17 protein-coding genes are annotated in these 19,487 nt (G+C 61.9%); 3 read left to right on the top strand and 14 right to left on the bottom strand.

Going from position 1 to position 19,487, the window contains the following annotated elements:
* Window positions 1-12: 12 nt before the first annotated feature.
* The 10 genes from pepT to JNB71_RS10800 form a co-directional block, all read right to left on the bottom strand.
* Window positions 13-1,245, bottom strand: coding sequence for a peptidase T (gene pepT / locus JNB71_RS10755; protein WP_220371782.1), 1,233 nt, complete (start codon window positions 1,243-1,245; stop codon window positions 13-15).
* A 163-nt stretch (window positions 1,246-1,408) separates the two neighbouring features.
* On the bottom strand, window positions 1,409-1,726 hold the full coding sequence (locus JNB71_RS10760) for a chaperone modulator CbpM (protein ID WP_220371783.1): 318 nt from the start codon (window positions 1,724-1,726) through the stop codon (window positions 1,409-1,411).
* Window positions 1,723-2,640, bottom strand: coding sequence for a DnaJ C-terminal domain-containing protein (locus tag JNB71_RS10765; RefSeq protein WP_220371784.1), 918 nt, complete (start codon window positions 2,638-2,640; stop codon window positions 1,723-1,725). The genes JNB71_RS10760 and JNB71_RS10765 overlap by 4 nt, the downstream gene beginning before the upstream one ends.
* Before the next feature lie 266 nt (window positions 2,641-2,906).
* Window positions 2,907-3,980: an ABC transporter ATP-binding protein gene (locus JNB71_RS10770; protein ID WP_220371785.1), complete on the bottom strand. Its 1,074-nt coding sequence runs from the start codon at window positions 3,978-3,980 to the stop codon at window positions 2,907-2,909.
* Between the two features lie 10 nt (window positions 3,981-3,990).
* On the bottom strand, window positions 3,991-5,043 hold the full coding sequence (locus JNB71_RS10775) for a carbohydrate ABC transporter permease (RefSeq protein ID WP_112856660.1): 1,053 nt from the start codon (window positions 5,041-5,043) through the stop codon (window positions 3,991-3,993).
* Entirely contained in the window at window positions 5,040-6,068 is a 1,029-nt protein-coding gene (locus tag JNB71_RS10780; protein WP_220371786.1) for a carbohydrate ABC transporter permease, read from the bottom strand. The genes JNB71_RS10775 and JNB71_RS10780 overlap by 4 nt, the downstream gene beginning before the upstream one ends.
* A 175-nt stretch (window positions 6,069-6,243) precedes the next feature.
* Entirely contained in the window at window positions 6,244-7,512 is a 1,269-nt protein-coding gene (locus tag JNB71_RS10785) for an ABC transporter substrate-binding protein (protein WP_220371787.1), read from the bottom strand.
* Window positions 7,513-7,597: 85 nt separating this feature from the next.
* Window positions 7,598-10,081, bottom strand: coding sequence for a hypothetical protein (locus tag JNB71_RS10790; protein ID WP_220371788.1), 2,484 nt, complete (start codon window positions 10,079-10,081; stop codon window positions 7,598-7,600).
* Complete coding sequence (gene kduI, locus JNB71_RS10795; protein WP_220371789.1) at window positions 10,078-10,914, bottom strand: 5-dehydro-4-deoxy-D-glucuronate isomerase; 837 nt, start codon at window positions 10,912-10,914, stop codon at window positions 10,078-10,080. Before kduI ends, JNB71_RS10790 begins: the two co-directional genes overlap by 4 nt.
* A complete protein-coding gene (locus JNB71_RS10800; RefSeq protein ID WP_220371790.1) occupies window positions 10,911-12,011 on the bottom strand; it encodes a glycoside hydrolase family 88/105 protein in 1,101 nt (366 codons plus the stop codon). Before JNB71_RS10800 ends, kduI begins: the two co-directional genes overlap by 4 nt.
* A 113-nt stretch (window positions 12,012-12,124) precedes the next feature.
* Between JNB71_RS10800 and JNB71_RS10805 the strand changes: the two genes are divergently transcribed.
* A complete protein-coding gene (locus tag JNB71_RS10805) occupies window positions 12,125-13,177 on the top strand; it encodes a LacI family DNA-binding transcriptional regulator (RefSeq protein WP_220371791.1) in 1,053 nt (350 codons plus the stop codon).
* A gap of 65 nt (window positions 13,178-13,242) precedes the next feature.
* On the opposite strand, the gene JNB71_RS10810 is transcribed toward JNB71_RS10805, so the two are convergent.
* The 3 genes from JNB71_RS10810 to JNB71_RS10820 all read right to left on the bottom strand — a co-directional run bounded on the left by JNB71_RS10810 (window position 13,243) and on the right by JNB71_RS10820 (window position 15,444).
* A complete protein-coding gene (locus JNB71_RS10810; RefSeq protein WP_220371792.1) occupies window positions 13,243-13,716 on the bottom strand; it encodes a DUF1348 family protein in 474 nt (157 codons plus the stop codon).
* The gene (locus JNB71_RS10815; protein WP_220371793.1) at window positions 13,713-14,336 is read right to left on the bottom strand and encodes a pyridoxamine 5'-phosphate oxidase family protein; all 624 of its coding nucleotides are present in this window, start codon (window positions 14,334-14,336) and stop codon (window positions 13,713-13,715) included. The genes JNB71_RS10810 and JNB71_RS10815 overlap by 4 nt, the downstream gene beginning before the upstream one ends.
* Before the next feature lie 121 nt (window positions 14,337-14,457).
* Complete coding sequence (locus JNB71_RS10820) at window positions 14,458-15,444, bottom strand: MBL fold metallo-hydrolase (RefSeq protein WP_220371794.1); 987 nt, start codon at window positions 15,442-15,444, stop codon at window positions 14,458-14,460.
* Between the two features lie 134 nt (window positions 15,445-15,578).
* Here JNB71_RS10820 and JNB71_RS10825 point away from each other — a divergent pair, with 134 nt between their 5' ends.
* Window positions 15,579-16,475: a LysR family transcriptional regulator gene (locus JNB71_RS10825; protein WP_220372242.1), complete on the top strand. Its 897-nt coding sequence runs from the start codon at window positions 15,579-15,581 to the stop codon at window positions 16,473-16,475.
* Between the two features lie 388 nt (window positions 16,476-16,863).
* The gene (locus JNB71_RS10830; protein WP_220371795.1) at window positions 16,864-17,973 is read left to right on the top strand and encodes a sulfite oxidase; all 1,110 of its coding nucleotides are present in this window, start codon (window positions 16,864-16,866) and stop codon (window positions 17,971-17,973) included.
* 324 nt (window positions 17,974-18,297) lie between these two features.
* Here the strand turns inward: JNB71_RS10830 and JNB71_RS10835 are convergent, their stop codons facing one another.
* Complete coding sequence (locus JNB71_RS10835; protein ID WP_220371796.1) at window positions 18,298-19,251, bottom strand: MBL fold metallo-hydrolase; 954 nt, start codon at window positions 19,249-19,251, stop codon at window positions 18,298-18,300.
* Window positions 19,252-19,487: the final 236 nt, after the last annotated feature.

Here is a 19,487-nt window from a genome sequence, read left to right on the forward strand (position 1 = left end):
CCTGGAATTGCTCTATGCGCGCTCTTCCCAGATTTTCGCCAGTTCGACGAGCGTCTTGACGGCTCTTTCCATGTCCTGCCGGCTCACCCATTCGAGCGGGGAGTGAAAGGCGTGACCGCCGGCAAAAATATTGGGACAGGGCAGGCCCATGAAGGAGAGCCGCGAACCATCGGTGCCGCCGCGGATGCTGCCGCGCACAGGCGTCATGCCGGCGCGACGGATCGCCTCGACGGCGTTTTCGACGAGTTGCGGATAACGGTCCAAGATCGTCTTCATGTTGCGGTATTGCTGCTTGACCGCGAAGGTGTAGGACGCGCCGGGATACTCCGCCATCACGTCCTTGACGAGCGCCTCGAGCATGGCTTCCTTGGTAACAAGGCCTTCGTCGTTGAAATCCCGGACAATGAAATTCAGGACGGCCTTTTCCATCGAGCCGGTCACTCCGGTCGGGTGAACGAAGCCGTCTTTGCCGGCGGTCGTCTCCGGCGCCGCATCCTTCGGCAGCCGGCTGAGGATCGCACCGGCGATCTTGGTTGCGTTCACCATCTTGCCTTTGGCGAAGCCGGGGTGGATCGCAACGCCATGAACGGTGATCTCGACTCCATCGGCCGAGAAGGTTTCATCTTCGATATGCCCGGCGGTTTCGCCGTCTACCGTATAGGCGAACTCGGCCCCCAGCTTTTCGAGGTCGACCTTGTCGACGCCACGGCCGATTTCTTCGTCCGGTGTGAAGAGGATTTTGATCGTGCCGTGCCGGATGTCCGGATTGTCGACGAGGATCTGCGCGGCGGTCATGATCTCGGCAAGCCCGGCCTTGTCGTCGGCGCCGAGCAGCGTGGTGCCCTCGGTGGTGATGATATCGTTGCCGATCTGGTCATGCAGCGCCGGATTGTCGCTGACGCGAATGATCTGCTGCGGATCGCCCGAAAGCCGGATATCCCCGCCTTGGTAGTTCTGGACTATTTGCGGCTTGACGTTTGTTCCGGTGAAGTCGGGAGCCGTGTCCATGTGCGAGCAGAAGCAGATCACCGGTACGGGTTTGTCGACATTGGACGGAATGGTTGCGTAGACGTAGCCATGCGCGTCCATATGCGCGTCTGACAGGCCAATTGCCTGCAACTCCGCGACCAATACACGGCCGAGATTCTTCTGCTTTTCGGTCGAGGGCTGCGCGGCTGAGCTGGGGTCTGACTGGGTGTCGATGACGACATAGCGCAGGAAGCGATCGACAACAGTATCCGTCATGGGCTCAACTCCATCTTTTATCCATGACGAACGGCTATAGCCTTCGCCGGCGACGGCGTGAATGGAATTTTCGCCCTATCGAGATAATCCGTGAGCCAGCCCGCAAGGTCGCCCGCGCGGGATCTGCCGGCCGCTCTGTGGCGTGCGTCATTAACGCCGCAGATCATCCGTGACGATCGAGCGACTGTAGAATCTTCAATCGCGTCTCCTCGTCCTGCTGGCCGATTGCCGCCATCAGGTCATGCATCGTGCCTCGCAGGCTGTGAAGCTGATCCACCAGTTCCATGACAAGATCGACACCCGCCTCGTTGACCCCCATGTCGCGGGTCATCTCGAGGATCAGTTGGCCGCGCGCGACATCCGCCTCGCGAAATTGCTGTTCGAAGCCCGTCGTGTCGGGGACAAGCCAGCCCTGCTCGATCCACACAGCCAGCACGGAGGCTTCGATCCTGAGCTTCAGGCAAAATTCAAGCTCGTTCATGGCAGCCCCATGCCCTTTCGCGGATCCTGCTTGTTTGTCTCGGCCCACTCCTTCATGAAAGCCGTCAGGCGCGGATCGGCCTTGTCGGGCAAGACGATCTTCAGGGTCACCAAAAGATCGCCCCGGCCGCCGCCACGCCTGGGCACGCCCTTGCCTTTCAGGCGCAGAATCTTGCCGCTGTTGGAATGGGAGGGCACGGTCAGCGTCACGGCACCGGTCGGGGTCGGTACGCGAATTTTAGCGCCAAGGACCGCCTCATTCAGCGAAATCGGCAGGTCCAGGCGAATATCGTCGCCGTCACGCTGGAAAAAGCGATGCGGTTTCACATGAACATCGATGAAGACATCGCCTGCAGGTCCGCCACCCATTCCCGGTCCCCCCTTGCCCGGAAGACGCAATGTCTGGCCATCCTGTGTGCCGGCGGGAATCTGAACGTCAAGCGGGGTGCCGTTTGGCAGTCTGACCTGGGTTTTCGCACCGTTGACGGCGTCGAGAAAATCAACCGTCATGGAGAAGTAACGGTCCTCCCCCGCCAAACGGAAGTGATCGTCGTGCACGCGATGGGAAAAGAAGGCGGAAAGGGGATCTTCGGCCTCGCCGAAGTCGGCAAAGCTGGCGCTGTTGTGGTAAGGGCCACCGGGTCTGCTCGCCGACGCATACTCGCGATAATAGTGGCGCGGGGCCTGCTCGGCACCCGACATATCGATCTCGCCGCGATCAAATCGAGCCCGTTTCTGCTCGTCGCTCAGAAGCTCATAGGCAGTGGAGATTTCCTTGAAACGGTCCTCCGAAGGTCTGTCGCCGGGGTTGAGATCGGGATGGTGTTTCTTCGCGAGCTTGCGGAATGCGCGCTGGATATCCTTTTGCGTGGCATCCCGCTTCACGCCCAAAATGTCGTAAGGGTCGCGGCTCATCAACGTCTCCGAGCATACTGTTGTCGAGGCATCGGCTATAACTATAGGCCTTACCTACGCTGGACGCTAATTCGAACTTTCAGCGCCCGGGCTGTCATAGCCGGCAAGCAAGATGATCGCTAGCCGTGCGCCGACCCGGTGAGTCCAGTGACATGGTCGCAGGACTCACCGATGCCGTCGTCTCCCGGTTGAGCCGATGCGAGAGCACAGGCCTGTCCGGGCGCCGGTCACCAGCGCCGTCTTGCCGGTGAGATCAAACAGCGCTTTCAAAGCCGAAGCCCTCTTTCGTTGAAGAGGTGGATGGGGGCGGTGGATAGAGACAGCGCGATGTCCAGACCCGGTGAAAGGTCGTGCTGCCCGGGGGCGACCACCAGTATCTTCTGCCCGGCGACGTCGGCATGCAGGACCGTCTCGGAGCCGAGCGCCTCGACGAGCCTGATCTTCGCCGGAATGCTGTTTTCGCCGGACCCCAGGCATATGTGCTGTGGCCTGACACCGAGCGTGATGCGCGATCCCGTTTCGATCGTGGCGCCGGCGACCGGGAATTCCAGCCGATGGCCCCCGACCAGCGTCGCGACCGCCTTCTCCGGGTGCACGGCTTCGACCGCGCCTTCGAGGAAATTCATGTGCGGCGACCCGATGAAACCCGCCACGAAGCGGTTGGCAGGCCGGTTGTAAAGCTCGAGCGGCGTTCCGATCTGCTCGATGCGTCCGGCGCGAAGCACGACGATCCGGTCGGCGAGCGTCATTGCCTCGATCTGGTCGTGGGTGACGTAGATCATCGTCGCCGAGAGGCGCGCGTGGAGCGCGGCAAGTTCGGCGCGCGTCGATCCGCGGAGCTCGGCGTCGAGGTTCGACAGCGGCTCGTCGAGCAGGAAGGCGACCGGCCGGCGCACGATCGCTCGGCCGATCGCGACGCGCTGCCGCTGACCGCCGGAGAGCTGGCCGGGTCGTCGATCGAGATATGGCTCGATTTCGAGCATGCGCGCCGCCTCGGCGATGCGCTCGGCGATCTCGGCCTGCGGCATCCTGGTGTTTTCGAGACCGAAGGCGAGGTTCTGGCGCACGCTCATGTGCGGATAGAGCGCATAGGACTGGAAGACCATTGCAAGTCCGCGATCTGCCGCCGGCACGTCGTTGACAATCTTGCCGTCGATGGCAAGGTCTCCGCCCGTCGGCTTCTCGAGGCCCGCAATCGTGCGCAGCAGCGTCGACTTGCCGCAACCGGATGGTCCGACGAAAACGACGAACTCTCCGTCATTGATCTCCAGGTTGATGCCATGAAGCACGTCGATGGCGCCGAATGACTTGATCACATTGGTCAGCTTGATGTGGCCCATGATGCCCCCCTTATTTCAATCCGGTTCCGGCGATGCCGGTGGTGATGAAGCGCTGCAGGAAGATGAAGACCAGAACGACGGGGATCATGGTCACGACGGTCATGGCGAGGATGAAGTGCCACTGCACGTTGAGTTCGCCGGAATAGATGCTCAAGCCCACCTGCAATGTGTAGAGTTCCTTGCGCGACAAGACGATCAGTGGCCAGAGGAAGTCGTTCCAGCGCCAGACGACGGAGAAGATCGCGAGAACCGCAAGAGCGGGCGCGGTCAGCGGCAGGACGATGCGCCAGTAGATCTGCCACTCCGAGGCCTTGTCCATGCGCGCGGCATCGATCAATTCGTCGGGAATGGTCAGCATGTACTGGCGCAGGATGAACACGCCGGTCGGCGTGGCCACCGTCGGCAGGATTACGCCCCAGAGATTGTTGAAGAGGCCGAGCGCCGAGACGATCGAATAGAGCGGCACCATGATGACGGAAAGCGGCACCATCAGCGTCGCGAGGATCAGGAGCATCGCGAAGGTCCTGCCGCGGAATTCGTATTTGCTGAGCGCGAAGGCCGCCATCGAGTTGACGACGAGCGTGATCAGCGTTGCCGTCACCGTCACGAAAACCGAGTTCCAGAGGTAACGCACGAAGTCGAAATGAGTGAACGGCTCGGTGTAATTGGTCGTCGCGAAGGCCATGGTTCTGACCGGCGTGCGCTGCGAAATGTTGACCTTGATGATCTCGCCGGGTTTTTCCGGATCGACCATCTGGCTGATGACCCCGATGCGGCGGACTTCGGCCAGAACAGCCTTGCTGCCGTCCGGCAACGTCGCGTCATAGAGATCGAGCGGCTTGTCGTAGCCTTCGACGGTCGCCTTCTGGGTGACATAGGGAAGGATCGTCGGCGGGAACTCGGCGAGCGCCGCCGGCGACTTGAAGGAGGAGCCGACGAGCCAGACGGCGGGGCCGAACATGATGAGAAGGCCGCCAACCAACCAGATCCAGGTGACGATGTCCGTCCAGTGCCAGCCGTTGCGGCCCTTGCGGCGGAAGATGAACGCGGCAATCCGGCTCATTTGCGGCTCCCTTTCTTCTCGCTGGAGCGGCCAAGGCCGAGTTGGATCAATGTCAGCACGACCAGCACCATGCCCATGAGGATGGAGGCGGCCGCGGCAAGACCGGGGTTGCGCAACTGCGTCGCAAAGCCGGTCTCGTAGATGTATTGGGTGAGATAGAGCGTACTGGTGCCCGGACCGCCGCCGGTCAGGACGTAGACCTCGTCGAAAATCTGCACGGCTCGGATGAGAACGAGCACGATGACGACGAGCAGGTTGGGCATGAGCAGCGGCAAGGTGATGCGCCAGAAGGCGCGCGCCGGTCGGGTGCCGTCCATCTCGGCCGCCTCGTAGAGATCCTTCGGGATCGCCTGCAATCCGGCAAGCAGGATCAGCGTGTAGAACCCCATATGCGCCCAGATCGAGACGCCGACCGCTGCGGCAAAAGCCCAGTTCCGGTCGTTGAGCCACGTGTAAGGCTCGAACCCGAAGCCATAGAGTGCGAAATTCAACAGGCCCTGCCGCTGCAGGATCCATTTCCAGATCAGGCCGACGACGACCGGGGACAACAGGACGGGAAAGAAGAAGACCGCCCGCCAGAAACTGCGCGCCATCAGCTCGCGGTTGAGGATCAGCGCGGTGACGAGCGAGAAGAGGATCATCAGCGTCACCTGGAGCACGACAAACCAGGCGGTATTGCCGACGGCGGTCCAGAAGGTGTCTTCGGTGCAGCTATTCGGATCGATGTAGTTCGAGCAGTCGAAAAGCCGCGCGTACTGATCCGTGCCGACGAAGGTTCGGTCGTCGAGGAAGAGTGCCGTCCCTCCGGTCATCGAATAGGCGAAGTTGATGAAGAAGGGCAGCAGCACGAAGATGCCGAAAATCAACATGTTCGGCAGCAGGAAAAAGGCTGCCATGCCGCCAAGGCCGAGCTTGCGCTGCACCCAGCGCAAGGGGGCGTCTACCAGGCCCATCGCGAGACGGACCGGGACCATGATCGCTTCGCCGAAACCAGAGCCGGCCGGTCTTGGTGTTTCCGCTTTCATCGTTTGCCTTCCTGACGACGTGAGATAGCGAGTGACCGTAGGCACGGCCGGCCCGGCATCTTGCGCTTCAACGCGCTGTGCAGCGCGGGTAACGGCCGCGGCCGATTGCCGACCGGCGGCCCCGGGGGGCGACGGCGCCGGAGGTCTGGTGCCGTCGACCCGGTCTCGGGGATGGTTAGAGCCCCGAATCCTTGACCTTGGCCTGGATGTCGGCATCGATGCGGGTCACCGCCTCGTCAAGCGGCATCTCGCCGGCCGCCGCCTGGCTCACGCGCGTCACGAGCGCGCCGTAGACCGTATCGGCCCAGTGCCAGCCGGGCAGTTTGCGCGCGAGGTCGGAAAGCGAACCGGCCGCCGCGACGAACTCGTTGAGCGCCGCCTGTGCCTGGGCGTCGTCGGTCTTGAAGTCGAGCCCCTTTGCCAGCACGCCCTTATGCGCCGGCAGGAACAAGGTGCGCTCGGAGAATTCCTTCACGATGTCCTCTCGGGCGAGATAGTCCATCACCTTGGCGACGTCCTCGGGGTTTTTCGTGTACTTGATCGCAACCAGCCCGGCGCCGCCGGTCATGCCGGTGCAGCTCGCCGGTCCGCACGGGCTGCCCGTCGCCACCCAGTCGAAGTTCGAGCCGATCTTCGTGGAAAAGTTCGGGACCTGCCAAGAGCCGGAATAATAGTAGACGAGCTGGCCGTTAATGAAGTCGTCGGCGGCGGCGCGATAGGTGGAGCCGGCGGCGGACACCCAGACGTCCTTGCTCATGGTGCCATCGGCGATCCAGCCGACGAACTTTTCGAGGAAAGCCTTCGAGCCTTCGTCAAGCGGCGCCGGCTTGCCGTCGGCACCGATGTAGTTGGCACCGTAGGAGAGGTTGGGTCCGCTCAGCCGATGGCCCGAGCGGTCGAGCGCCATCGGGAAAGGCACCTGCTGGCTCTCCGCCACCTGCCTTGCGGCCTTCGCCCAGTCGTCCCAGGTTGCATCCTTGCCCGGGATGGCGACACCGGCCTGGTCGAACAGCGTCTTGTTGGCGAAGCCTCCGGCGATGGTGATCTGCGTCATGAAACCGGAAATCTGGTTCGAGCCGTCGGGGCGCATCCAGTCGGCCTGGTCGCCGAAATTGGTGTCCCAATAGGCCGCGTCCGCCACGAGCGGGCGAAGATCGAGCCAGTGCTGGCTCTGGGCCTTTAGATTGGTGACGCGCGCAATGTCCGGGCCGTCCCCTGCCTCAAGCTGCACCGGCAGCTGTTCGCGAACGACGCTGTAGGAGACGTTGTCGAGGATCACGTTGATCCCCGGGTTCTCCTTCATGAAGCGGTTGAGGAGATCCTTGAGGACTTCGCCCTCGACCCCGTCAGAATACCACATGATACGCACGTCGCCGGCCATCGCAGCCGTGGACGTCAGAAGTCCGACGGCGAAAGCCGCAAGCATCGTCCTGGTCTTGGTCATTGCCTTTTCCTCCTCTTCATGCACGAGCCTCCTCCGGCTCGGCGTTTGGACGGGCGCCGGCTTCTCCTGGCCGGCGCCCGGATCGTCATTTCGCGGCCAGCATGGCGATCTCACCGGCCACCGGGAAATCCTGGGGTGCGATCGTTCGCCCCTCGGCCTGCGCCGATCCGTCCTTGCGGAACAGCACGCGGCCGTAGTCGGGGTCGTCGATGGCAAGCGTGCCGTCTTCAGCCTCCTCCACCGAGAGCGCGGCAAATCTGGCTTTCACGGATTCGAGCGTGGATGCGTCGCACACCCTGGCGATCCAGCGTGTCTTGCGGCCGTACTGGCGCAATTCCGCCTTCGCAGACGGGCCTTCCTGCACCAGTTCCAGGTCGCTGCTGCCCATGAGTATAACCGCTCCCCGTCCGCTGAGCGCAAGCGCAAGGTTTCCCCTTACCAAGCTCTCGTCGAACTCGGCGACGGGGAACCAGGCGTGGGTGAAATCCGGCTGCTCCTCGAAGGTCGAAAAGTCGAGTACGGCCAACCCTCTGTACTGGTGCGCGCGAGGGAGGGCGCCGCAACCACCCCAAAAGGAGGGTCGGCCGTACCCGAACTGAATTGTCTCGCCGGGGTGATTGATCCAGACCGCGGCCTCCGGACGCTCACCGATCCTTAAGTGCAGGACAGTCTCCTGGTAGCCCCATTCGTGCCAGCGGTAGTGGACGGCGGAGCCCATCGCGAAATTGCGTCCCTTGTAGTGGTAGAGCGCTGCGAACCGGTTTTCGCCCTGGGCGAAGCGCCATTCCTGGTGGTCGTCGGTTTCGTGGCAGGCGACCGCGGCCAGGCCGTCCGGCACCACGAGGCCATGATCTCGCAGTAAGACGGCAAGCTGCGGCAGCGCATGGACGCGCCGGCCATACCAGCCCTTGCCCCAGAGCAGGCGCGCTACGCCCGAAAGCTCGAGCGAGCGGCCGGCACAGAGCGTATGCTCATAGGAGCGCCCTTGAGCGGCGGTGATCATGCCGTGGTGGGCAGAGCGGGCGATAATTTCGCAAAGCCGGACAATGCCATTCCTGGCGCGCTCGGCGATGTCCGCGTCCGGTGAAAGCGCTGCGAGCGCCGTCAGCCCCTTGAGGTCGATCGGGAAATAGGGCGCGGAATTGAATTCCGCCATTTCCCACGCCTCGAAATGGTCGAGCCAGGCCCGTACTCGGGCCGCCCCGACAGCGCTTTGGTCCCTGCCTTTGCGGCCGGAGCGGCGGAAGGTGGCATCCGGCAGAAGGTGGCCGGCGAGATAGGCCGAGGTATGGAACAGCAAGGCGTGGTTTTCGGAGAAGTACCACTGCACATCATTGCCCGGCTCGTCCATCCAATAGCGAAAATTGAGGATGGCATCATCGATGCGGGCGCGGGTCCTGTCGCCGATATCCTCTCCCCACACGGTGCGGGACCAGATCAGCGGAACGAGTGAGAAATCGGCGCAATCGTGGCAATCTTCGATCGACGGCAGGATCTCCTCGATCATCACATCGGTGTCCGCGCCCGAGCGCCCACTCGCCAGCCGCGCGAAGGCGCGCACGGTGTCGCGTTCGGAGAATTCGGAGATCTCGTCGAGCGCTTCGGCGATACGATCCCCAAGCGATGATGGAGCTTCGCCCTGGCGGCCGGCGTGGCAGATCTCGACGCCCAGCGAGCGCGTGGCGACGAAGCCGCCGGCATCGAGCGTGACCCGGAAATGGCGGAAGTCGGCTGGCGCTCTTTCGGAAGGACCGATGACGAGCCGCCGGTCGCCGGCCTTCAGGACGAAATCGTGGTCGAAGCGCTCGCTCGACATGAAGTCACCTTCGACGGTGACATTGGCCCTCACGTCGACCGGCAGCGGCGTGGTGAAGAGTAGAGCAATGTCGCCCTCGAGGTAGGCGGGGCGATCGAAGTGCATGCCGTCGAGAACGTGCTCGATCTTGGCCGCCGCCTCGCTCTCGCAGGGAACGGGCAGCGCCACGCTGGCCCCGGGACCGGAGAGGTAGTCGAGCTGGAAAAAGTAGCGCGCGTCGCGCTCGGCTAGGTCGTCGAAGAAGATCTCGATCTGGTTGAGCCCGGCCTTCAATGGGAGGTCGTACTCGGCCCTTGCCTCGAGGTTGCGGCTATAGGGGGCCATAAAGCCCGCTTCGGCGCCGTTTACCCACAGCACCGCGCCGCCGCAGGTGCCGAGGCGGACCTTCGCCGTACCCGCCTCCTCCGCCTCGATATAGGTCCGAGCCCAAGTCGAAAGCCGCGTCGGGCGGAACCAGAAGCCGGAAAGATCGAGACGCGGCGATCCGAAAGGCAGCCACCAGCGCATGCCTTCGAAGGCACCGCGCACGTCCGGCCGCTTGCCGCGGTAGCGCTCGGCAAAGATCGTCCGGCAAGGATACTCATGCGGAATGAAGTTCTTGTGCTTGGTCAGGAAGAAGAAGGGGTCCATTTCGCCCTCCATCGGCTGGTCCGGGACGTCAAAACGTTCTTCCGCTATCGCGCCAAGCTGCCAGTAGCGGATGGGTTCGCGCGCGGCCAGTCTCTTCTTCAGGTGGAATGTGGTATCAGTCATTTCAGCTCCGCCACGGCAACGGGGGTCACGTCGTTGTATTCCTGGTTCTCTCCGGTCATGCCCCAGACGAAGGCATACGGTCCGGTACCGGCGCCCATGTGGATCGACCAGGCGGGCGACAAAACCGCCTCACCGTCGGCGACGACGAGGTGGCGCGTCTCCTCGGGGCGGCCCATGAGATGGATGACCCGGTCTTCCGCCGCCATGTCGAAATAGCAGTAGGCTTCCATGCGGCGCTCGTGCAGATGCGGTGGCATCGTGTTCCAGATGCTGCCTTCGGCAAGATCGGTGATGCCCATCAGGAGAAGGCAGGAGGGAGCAACTTCCGGATGAATATACATCGCCAGACGGCGCCTGTTCGATCGTCTGGCATCACCCAGATCGAGCGGCTTGGCTTCCTGCCTCGGGATCAGCCGGTGGGGCAGATCGGCGCCCGCGGGAACGGAGTTCATGTAGTAGCGCGCCGGCGCATCGGCGGACTGGCTCGCGACGGTGATTTCCCTTGCACCCCGTCCGACATAGAGAACGTCGCGGTTCTGAAGCGTAAATCCTTGCCCGTCGACGATGACTGTGCCGCTGCCGCCGAGGTTGGCGATGCCCATCTCGCGCGCCGACAGCAAATGGGGGGTACCGATTTCGGCACCGGATCCGAAGGTCAGACTTTTCGCGACCGGCACGGCGCCGCCGATCAGCAGACGATCGACATGGGTGTAGGTGAATTTCACCGCATCCGGGGCAAAGAGGTCGGTGATCAGGAATTCGCCGCGCAGGCGTTCCGTGTCGTAACCCTTGATGTCCTGTGGGCCGGCGCCATACAAAACTTTCATCTTCATGCCGCCTGTCCTTCTGCGCCGACATGCTGCAGGGCTTCGGACAGGCACAGGATCGCCAGTGCCTGTCCGTAGCCGGTCGGCTGGATCGGGATGTCCTTGTAGAACTGGAGATCATGACCCATGCGCGTTCCATAGGAGACGTTGAGCACGGTGCCGTTCATGTCGATATTGCTCATGACCGCCTCCAGCGCCTTCAGGCCGGCGGCCTGCCAGGCGGGCGTGCCGAGGCCGAGGCGGTGGCCCTTGAGCAGGCCATAACCAATTCCGGCAGTGGCCGAAATTTCCTCATAGGAGCTTTCGTCGTCGAGAAGGGTGCGCCAAGCTCCAGATGCGGTCTGCAGCGGCAGGAGAGCGTCGACCTGGCTGGTAAGGACTCCCTCGAGGAAGGTCCTGACCGGAGCTGCGATTTCGGCGAGGTCGAAGAAATCGAGAATTCCGGCGGTGATCCAGGCATTGCCGCGCGCCCAGCGTGCCCGCGCAAAATTGTGCCGGCCATCGAATGTCCAGCCATGGAACCAGAGACCGGTTTGAGGGTCGGATAGATAGCGGGCATGGACGAGGAATTGTCGCGAAGCTTCGTCGACGAGCGCGCGCCGGCCGCTCGCCTGGCCGTAGGAGGCGAGGAAAAGCGCCACCATATAGAGCGTGTCGTCCCACAGTTCGTTGTCGTTGACCTTATCGGAGACATGATGCTCGAAGCCGCCTTCCGGCGTGCGCCCCATGTCCGCGATCACGCGGTCCGCCCAGTCGTCGAGCACCGGTTGCCACCGCGGATTTCCGGTCTTTGCCCAAAGCACGGAGAGGCCGAGCATTGGCGCCGTCGTGTTGACGTTGAGCTCGGGCAAGCCGGCTGCAAGCCTTGCTTCATACCAGTTTTCGACGAGCTGGCGCAGATCGTCGCGGCCGGTGAACAGCCAGAGCCTGATCAGGCCGTAGAGCCCGACGCCCTGCGGCCATTCCCAACTGTCGAAGCTGATGTAGTCACCCGCGGTCCCATCGAGGTTCGGCTCGTGGAAACGACCCTCGTGCTTGAGGCCGGTCATGCCGGCGACAAGACGATCGAGACCAACGCGAATATCGCGGGCATTCGGGCCCATGACGTTCCTCCCATGTATACCGCTCGCGCGGCTCCTCGGAGAAAATAAAGCCACGACGTTTCTTCTTGCGCAATCTGAAAATTTTTCTCATGATTGCGAAAAGGAGGAGCGAAATGATCGCAAAACCGCCGTCCGGCAAGCGCGGCAAGAAAAGCAAGCGTGTCCGTCTCGAGGATATCGCCGAGGCATGCGGCGTTTCTCTCAGCACAGCGTCACGCGCCCTGGCCGGCGAAAAGGGTGTTCGCCCGGAAATCCGCCAGCAGGTCCTCGAAGCGGCAAAGAACGCGAACTATGTCATCCCGACGGCCGTTGCCGGTCAGAAGGTCATTCTCGCCGCATCGAGTGCTGCGATGATCGACTATGTGCGCAACCAGTTCACCCTCTACGTGCTGGAGGGGCTGAAGGATCGCGCGCAGACGCTCGGCCTCGAAATCGTCACCCGGCCGATCGCCGATCGCAGCGAGGAACTGGCGGTGCTGAAGGAGGCCCAAGAAGACGATCAGGTGGCCGGCCTGTTGTTCCTCACCGTCGACGACGAGGGCATGCTTGCCGCAACCCGCGACTTCGACAAGCCGGTTGTGCTGCTCAACAGCGATGATCCGTTCATGCGGCTATCAAGCGTCACCCCGTGCAACCGCTCGAGTGCACGCCTGGCGACCGACCACCTCATCAATCTCGGTCATAGTCGCATCCTCTTTCTCATGCGGCCCGGCCGAAGAACGATCGAGCGCCGCTTTGAAGGCTGGCGCGATGCTTTGCTGGCGAAAGGACTGCCGGCAATTGATGATCTCGTCGTGCCAGTCGACGACTGGCTGCCGGAGCTTGCGACGCAGGCCATTGCCGAGCGGATTTCGGCCCGCGGGCTGGATTTCACCGCCGTCTTGGCTGCAGGCGACAGCCTCGCTGTAGGGGCCATGATCGGCATTCAACAAAAAGGCTTTTCAGTACCTGGCGATGTGTCGGTGATCGGGATGGACGACTTGCCTCAGGCGGTTTTCCTCAATCCGCCACTGACGACGATGCACATTCCGATGCGGGAGATCGGCTCGGTCGCCCTTGATCTCCTGCGCGACAAGCTTTCCGGTCTACCCATGCCGCCGCGACGGGTGGAACTCGCCTGCCATTTGGTTGAGCGAGCATCGACGGGCAAGGCGCCGGCGAGCTGATCGGCGGTGAGGCTCCTGAGCCGCCGCCTTTGAGTGCCAGATGAACAGCGACAGGCTAGTTTCGACTAAAAACCGAGTTCGCTCAGTCCTGGATGATCATCTGGCCTGCGGCCAAGCGGCCAATGAAAGCAGCGGTCGTCGGCGCGGATAGGCAGGTCGTTGATGCAGGCATAGCGCTTACGCATCAGGCCGCTATTGTCAAACTCCCAATTCTCGTTCCCGAACGATCTGAACCAGTTCCCACTGTCGTCGTGCCACTCATAGGCAAACCTGACGGCAATTCGGTTGCCACCGAAAGCCCAGAGCTCCTTGATCAAACGGTAGTCGAGCTCCCGCCGCCATTTTCTCGAAAGGAACGCGACGATCGCTTCCCTCCCGGTGACAAACTCGGCACGATTGCGCCACTGGCTGTCTACCGTATATGCCAGAGCGACCCTCGCGGGGTCGCGGCTGTTCCAGCCGTCTTCAGCAAGACGAGCTTTCTCGACTGCGCTTTCAAACGTAAAAGGTGGAAGGGGTGGTCGTTGAGCTTCGGTCATCTTTTAAGGTTCTCCAACCGTACGCGCAAAGTCGCGTTCTCGGTTTCCAATCGCTGCAGTTGTTCACGAAGAGGAGCGACAGCTTGTTCAACCTGCTGTTCGGTGTAGCGCGGGATGATGTGCTGTGGGCAATTCCAATCGAACGCCTCAAGCCGAAGCTTGAAGATCCGTTCCGCCCTTCCTTTGTAGGTCGGGTCGGACACCAGATCCGTGAGTTGCTGGTCAGCATCAAGCGCCAGTCGCTCCACATACGCGTAAATTTTGAGCCGTGCCCGTCGCACATAGTCCATCAAGAACAGGCAGGCCCGATCGTTAGCGGCAAAATTGCCCGCGCTGATGTACTGGCGATTACCCCGGTAGTCCGCGAAGGCCATCGTGCGCTGATCGACGACTTTGAGGAAGCCGGCTTTTCCTCCACGGTGCTGAACGTATGGCCAACCCGTTTCGGAGACCGATGCCATATAGAAGCTGTCACGTGAGGCGATGAAGGCGATTTCGTCTTCGGTGAGGGTGTCTGAAGGGCGGTCGCCAGCGCCCAGCCATATCTGGTCCACCCCCATCTCCGCCTGAGCTGCCCTGACGCTCGGCGTTACGGCAACCTCAAGAAAATGATATGGCATGCCTATTCTCCTTGCCCACGCAGGCTCGCATCGTTGTCTTACGATGCGAGCCCGGATCTATCTTTGGATCGCCGAACTCAGTGATTTGGCATTTTACCCTTAAGATCACCGAGAGCAGACATCAGTCCTGCAAGGCCCAGTCTGCGACCTGCCAACGCATCTCCCCGTGATCAGCAACGACACGGCCGAGCCCAGGGAACGGCATATGCGTGGCTGCGATGAGTGCGCCCTCCGACGCGGCACGGGGAAAGAAGCGATCGCGCATGGCTTTCGCTGCGGCACGGTCCTGCTCAAACAGGAAGAACACATCGGTCGCGGCCGGATGCACGACCGGAAAAATCATATCCGAAACCATGATCATGCTCTTCCCGCCATCTTCGACCCGCACGCCGATATGGCCGGGTGTATGGCCGGTCAGGTCGACGATCGAAACGCCCCGCATTATCTCGCGCTCTCCGTCGATCGCTTGGAGCCTCGGATATAGCCGCACGACTTCCTCCGCCATCCTGAAGCTCGTCTGCAGGTAATCAGGCGCGCCGTTGCGCTTGGCCGGATCGGTCCAGTGAGTGATGTCGCGACGATCGATATAAAGCTCGGCTCCGGGGTAGTTGTTCTTGCCTCCCAGAACCAGCCCACCCATGTGGTCTTGGTGCATATGCGTCACGATGACCGCGTCGATCTTGTCGGGCTGCAGACCGAGCGCTGTGAGTGCCTGTGGTAACTGTCCGGTCTGCCCGATCGACCCTGCCGCACCGGCATCGATCAGGATGCGGCGCTCGCCATCCTCGACGAGATACTGGTTGAAGAGGAACCGAACCCCACTCGGCCGGGCGGTAAACTGTGCCCTTGCCGCCCTCTCGACCTCGGGCGCTGAGCGCCCCGGAAAGTAGTCATAGGGCATATCGGCATACCCGTCCGTCAGTGCCGTCACGGTGAACCGACCGATGCGGATCTGTGCGAGCGGGTTCACCGCAACAGGCGCCTTGGCAGCTTCCTGTGTCGCCGCATGGGCGGCGGAGTCGCCGAGCAGGCCTCCACCAAGGAGGCTTCCCCCGATGAGGCCGAGAGGCAGGGCGCTGGCAAAGGCGCGACGCGAAAGTTGAGGCATGACATCTTTCTCCGGATCAGTAGTACGACGGGAGCTACGTCGAGCCCCTTGACGACGCGAATGCTATGACATCCAAAAACAACGCGGTATGGTGGCAATGTGGAAACGTTCTTCTCATTTTATGGAAGGCTTCGATGGATCGTTTTGACGCGATGGCGGTGCTGTTGGCGGTGGTCGACGCCGGCAGTCTTTCTGCCGGGGCACGGCGGTTGAATGCGCCGCTGGCCACGGTCAGCCGCAAAGTGGCCGATCTTGAAAAGCATCTTGGCGTTCGCTTGGTCGTGCGCACCCGTCGCGGCGCCGCCCTGACGGAGGAGGGGCGCGCCTTCGTCGCCGCGTCACGTCGAATTCTCGAGGAACTGGACGCAGCGGAGCGGCAAGCCAGCGGCGATTATGGAGCGCTGCGTGGTGGGCTGCACGTGACCGCGCCGATTGCCTTCGGCGAGCGCCATCTGCTGCCAATTGCGCTCGAATTCCTGAAGGAGCAACCCGATATCAGCCTGCGGCTGACCCTGAGTGATCGGCAGCTAAGTCTGACGGATGAGCAGGTCGATGTAGCCCTAAGGATTGGGCACCTGCCGGACAGCGCGATTATCGCAACACGGGTTGGTGCCGTCCGCCGGGTGATCTGCGCGAGCCCCGACTATCTCGCCCGCCGAGGAGTACCGCGTCAGCCGGAAGACCTCGCCCCGCATGATGGCATAAGCTTCCAGGGCTTCGCGACCGCTCCGGAATGGCGATACCGCCGGGACGGGGCGGCCTTCGCCGTCGAGCCGCGCCTCAAGCTCGCGGTCAACACGACAGAGGCTGCCATTCAGGCTGCGCTGGCCGGTATCGGCATTATTCGCGTACTTTCTTACCAGATCAACGAACATTTGCGCTCTGGCGCTCTGCAGGAATTGTTGGCGGAGTTCGCACCGGAGCCGCTGCCAGTAAATGTCGTTCACGGACCAGCCGAACCGCTGTCGCTGAAGGTGAGATGCTTCCTTGACTGGGTCGGCCCCCGCCTGCGCGCGCGGATGGCGTCCTAGCGTTCCGGCTGTCAGACGCCGCTCCGTTATGACGGTCAGGCTCACTGGTCGTCGACCTATTGACGACCGCTTGCCCTAGCGGCCCGGAACGGACATCCGCCACCGGCGAGTTGATTTCCGCTTTGGCGCACAGGCGATGTGACGCCGCGGCCAGGCCGATGTCTGCTTGCAGGCAGGCCGATGATTTGCCTCCATGACTGATATGGGGCGCAAAGCGGCCAAGGCCGCGGCCCATTTGCTGCCGTTCGAGGTCGATCCGAGGAACGTGCGGTATGTGCTAGAATGCGGGCCCCAAGGCGGAATGCGACAGACGCACTGCGAAGGGCGGTGTGTACCGGACTCCGCGTCCGAGAGCCGACATTGCGCTCTTGAAAGGGAGACGAGGACGATGCCGACACCAGAGCAACCCGGTCTAATAGTTCGACAGAAATCCCCACCGAACATCGAGTTTCCGTTTGCGTCGCTCTCGGATTGGCTGATCCCGACCGAACTGTTCTTCGTGCGAAACCATTTCCCGTCGCCGGACCTGGATGCGCGAGACTGGAGATTGCGCGTTGGCGGAGCGGTGGAGCGGCCGATCGAACTTGACCTCGAGAGCATCAAGGCGATGCGTAGCACGACTTTCACCGCCGTCGTCGAGTGCGCAGGGAACGGCCGCGTCTACTATGTGCCACCGAAAGAGGGGTTGCAGTGGCAGAACGGAGCCGTCGGCAATGCCGCGTGGACAGGTGTTCTTCTGCGCGAGATTTTGGAAATGGCGGGCGTCAAGCGAACCGCACGTGAGGTTCTGCTCGCAGGCGCCGACAGCGGCGTCGTCGACACGAATAAGAAAACGGCTTCTCCCGGCCCGATCGCTTTTGCGCGCAGTTTACCGCTTGAGAAGGCCATCGCTGACAGCACGATCCTTGCCTATTCGATGAACGAGGAGCCGTTGACGCGCGATCACGGCTACCCCCTACGCGCGGTCGTGGGTGGCTGGTTCGGCATGGCTTGGGTCAAGTGGATCACGGATATCACGGTTGTGGAACAACCGTTCCTTGGCTACTGGCAGGCGCGCGACTATTTCCGTTGGGACCGCAGCCTAGGGGAACCCAGGCTGGTCCCTCTTGCGGAGATGGAGGTCAAAGCGCAGATCGCGCGTCCCGTGCAGGGGGCGCGTCTCATCGCCGGCCAACCGTATCGGATTTTCGGAGCCGCCTGGAGCGGAGAGGATGTTATCCGGCAGGTGCAGGTCTGCACCGGAGATGACCGGGGCTGGCGCGAGGGAAGGCTCATCGAAACAGAACGTCCCTTTGCGTGGCGCTTGTGGGAGTACATGTGGACCCCTGAAGAAGTGGGGCGATATAAACTGCGATGTCGCGCGATCGATGGGGCGGGGCGCGTGCAGCCCAACCTCCAGCATTCCGACTGCGAGAGCTACGCGGCCAATTGGATCGTTCCGGTGGACGTTACGGTCGTTCCCGAGCCACAGACTTACGAGGAGGAATTCGTGATCTAATCACCGCATGGGCGGAATGGCGGCTTGGCGCAACTGCGACCCGCGTAGTCACTGCGCCCTGTCCGTTTTGCAGCAACGGCGCCGGCGGCTCGATGACTGCTATGGGGTCGCAAAGCTGACGCTGCATGCTCAAGCTTCTATGTCCCTTTGGGACCAAATTGCGGGCCCCAATCTGACGCGAAATTGCAGACGTCACTTTTTGCGGTGTACTGTGACGGCCATAAAGTGGATGTAACCAGGCCACCTTGGTCCTTGGATTCTGACGTGATGGGAACCTGCGTCCCTAAAGGTTATCGGGTTTGCGAGGACCAGACGGGCACTGGTCTAGCTCGCCTTGGCAAAGACGTAGGCGGCGCCCTTCCTCTCAGCAATGCCCAGCCCCGGATAGGTCCAGTGGAAGCCGAGCATCTTGATCTTGTCGGTGGCGGCGCGATCGACGAGCTTCTTGCGGTTTTCGATCGCAAGGTCCGGGTTGGCGTCGAAGCCGAACTTCCACTCCGGGTGCTCGAACGAGACGATTTCGTTAGTCATCGCGTCGGCCGTGATAATCAGCCCTTCGCCACCCGACAATTCGAGCGAGATATGGCCTGGCGTGTGGCCGGGGGTGTCGAGCACTGATAGGCCCGGCACGATCTCATCGCCGCCCTTCACCATCGTCACGCGGTCCTTGACGGCGGCAAGACTGCGCTGGGCGCCCTTAACGAAGTCTCCCATTTCGGCCGGCATCTTGGACAGGAGCTCCGGGTCTGTCCAGAAATTCCATTCGGCACTGCCAACATAGTAGGCGGCATTCGGCAGGAACAGTTTGTCACCGTCAACAAGCGTTCCCCAGATGTGGTCAGGATGCGCGTGCGTGAACACCACCTTGGTCACCGCGCTCGGATCGATGCCCGCGGCCTTTAGATTTTCGGCAAGCTTGCCTGCCGTCGGCTGGAACTTGTTAGCCGACCCATTGTCGATAAGGACGAGATCCTGGCCTTTCTTGATCAACGGTATGTTCGTACCTAGTTCGGCATTGTCAGACGTCCAGCCGAGTCGCTTGGCTATTTCCTTAAGCTGTGCCGGTGACGCATCGGCAGCAATGATGTTGAGCGGCAGCCTAAGTGAACCATCGCTAAACACTGTAACCTCGAATTCGCCCTGCACGAACTTCAGGGGCTCCGTGGAAAGCGCCAGCGCCTTCCACGGCATGGTTGATACCGAAGCCAAAGCTGCGCTGCCGACGAGAAACAGACGGCGGTTGAGCAGATGCAGCAGTTCTTCATGATCGATGGCCATCGGCTGGTCCTCCCGGAACGCGCTCTGTCGAGCATCAAAGGAGCATATTACGCCTTGCTACCAAACTTCCGAAATCAAAATCGGACCCGCACGACTTACCTCCTTAAGCATTGAGCGACATCACTGCTTCGCCGTACCTGGGACGGGCTGTGTCGTGCGTCTGAACTCGGTCGAGATCATTTAACGGGCATCAATATACTCTGCGATGGCGGTTTTACACGCGAATAATAGGTTCA

Origin of the sequence: Rhizobium herbae (assembly GCF_019511375.1) — a bacterium.
Taxonomy (GTDB): domain Bacteria; phylum Pseudomonadota; class Alphaproteobacteria; order Rhizobiales; family Rhizobiaceae; genus Pararhizobium; species Pararhizobium herbae_A.

What these genes read in the sequence shown, in the direction of transcription:
- JNB71_RS10825 (WP_220372242.1), top strand. Translation starts at nt 15,579, where the DNA reads ATGGATCGTTTTGACGCGATGGCGGTGCTGTTGGCGGTGGTCGACGCC.
- JNB71_RS10765 (WP_220371784.1), bottom strand. Translation starts at nt 2,640, where the DNA reads ATGAGCCGCGACCCTTACGACATTTTGGGCGTGAAGCGGGATGCCACG.
- kduI (WP_220371789.1), bottom strand. Translation starts at nt 10,914, where the DNA reads ATGAAGATGAAAGTTTTGTATGGCGCCGGCCCACAGGACATCAAGGGT.
- JNB71_RS10790 (WP_220371788.1), bottom strand. Translation starts at nt 10,081, where the DNA reads ATGACTGATACCACATTCCACCTGAAGAAGAGACTGGCCGCGCGCGAA.
- JNB71_RS10815 (WP_220371793.1), bottom strand. Translation starts at nt 14,336, where the DNA reads ATGCCATATCATTTTCTTGAGGTTGCCGTAACGCCGAGCGTCAGGGCA.
- JNB71_RS10785 (WP_220371787.1), bottom strand. Translation starts at nt 7,512, where the DNA reads ATGACCAAGACCAGGACGATGCTTGCGGCTTTCGCCGTCGGACTTCTG.
- JNB71_RS10770 (WP_220371785.1), bottom strand. Translation starts at nt 3,980, where the DNA reads ATGGGCCACATCAAGCTGACCAATGTGATCAAGTCATTCGGCGCCATC.
- JNB71_RS10760 (WP_220371783.1), bottom strand. Translation starts at nt 1,726, where the DNA reads ATGAACGAGCTTGAATTTTGCCTGAAGCTCAGGATCGAAGCCTCCGTG.
- JNB71_RS10780 (WP_220371786.1), bottom strand. Translation starts at nt 6,068, where the DNA reads ATGAAAGCGGAAACACCAAGACCGGCCGGCTCTGGTTTCGGCGAAGCG.
- pepT (WP_220371782.1), bottom strand. Translation starts at nt 1,245, where the DNA reads ATGACGGATACTGTTGTCGATCGCTTCCTGCGCTATGTCGTCATCGAC.
- JNB71_RS10800 (WP_220371790.1), bottom strand. Translation starts at nt 12,011, where the DNA reads ATGGGCCCGAATGCCCGCGATATTCGCGTTGGTCTCGATCGTCTTGTC.
- JNB71_RS10810 (WP_220371792.1), bottom strand. Translation starts at nt 13,716, where the DNA reads ATGACCGAAGCTCAACGACCACCCCTTCCACCTTTTACGTTTGAAAGC.
- JNB71_RS10805 (WP_220371791.1), top strand. Translation starts at nt 12,125, where the DNA reads ATGATCGCAAAACCGCCGTCCGGCAAGCGCGGCAAGAAAAGCAAGCGT.
- JNB71_RS10830 (WP_220371795.1), top strand. Translation starts at nt 16,864, where the DNA reads ATGCCGACACCAGAGCAACCCGGTCTAATAGTTCGACAGAAATCCCCA.
- JNB71_RS10835 (WP_220371796.1), bottom strand. Translation starts at nt 19,251, where the DNA reads ATGGCCATCGATCATGAAGAACTGCTGCATCTGCTCAACCGCCGTCTG.
- JNB71_RS10775 (WP_112856660.1), bottom strand. Translation starts at nt 5,043, where the DNA reads ATGAGCCGGATTGCCGCGTTCATCTTCCGCCGCAAGGGCCGCAACGGC.
- JNB71_RS10820 (WP_220371794.1), bottom strand. Translation starts at nt 15,444, where the DNA reads ATGCCTCAACTTTCGCGTCGCGCCTTTGCCAGCGCCCTGCCTCTCGGC.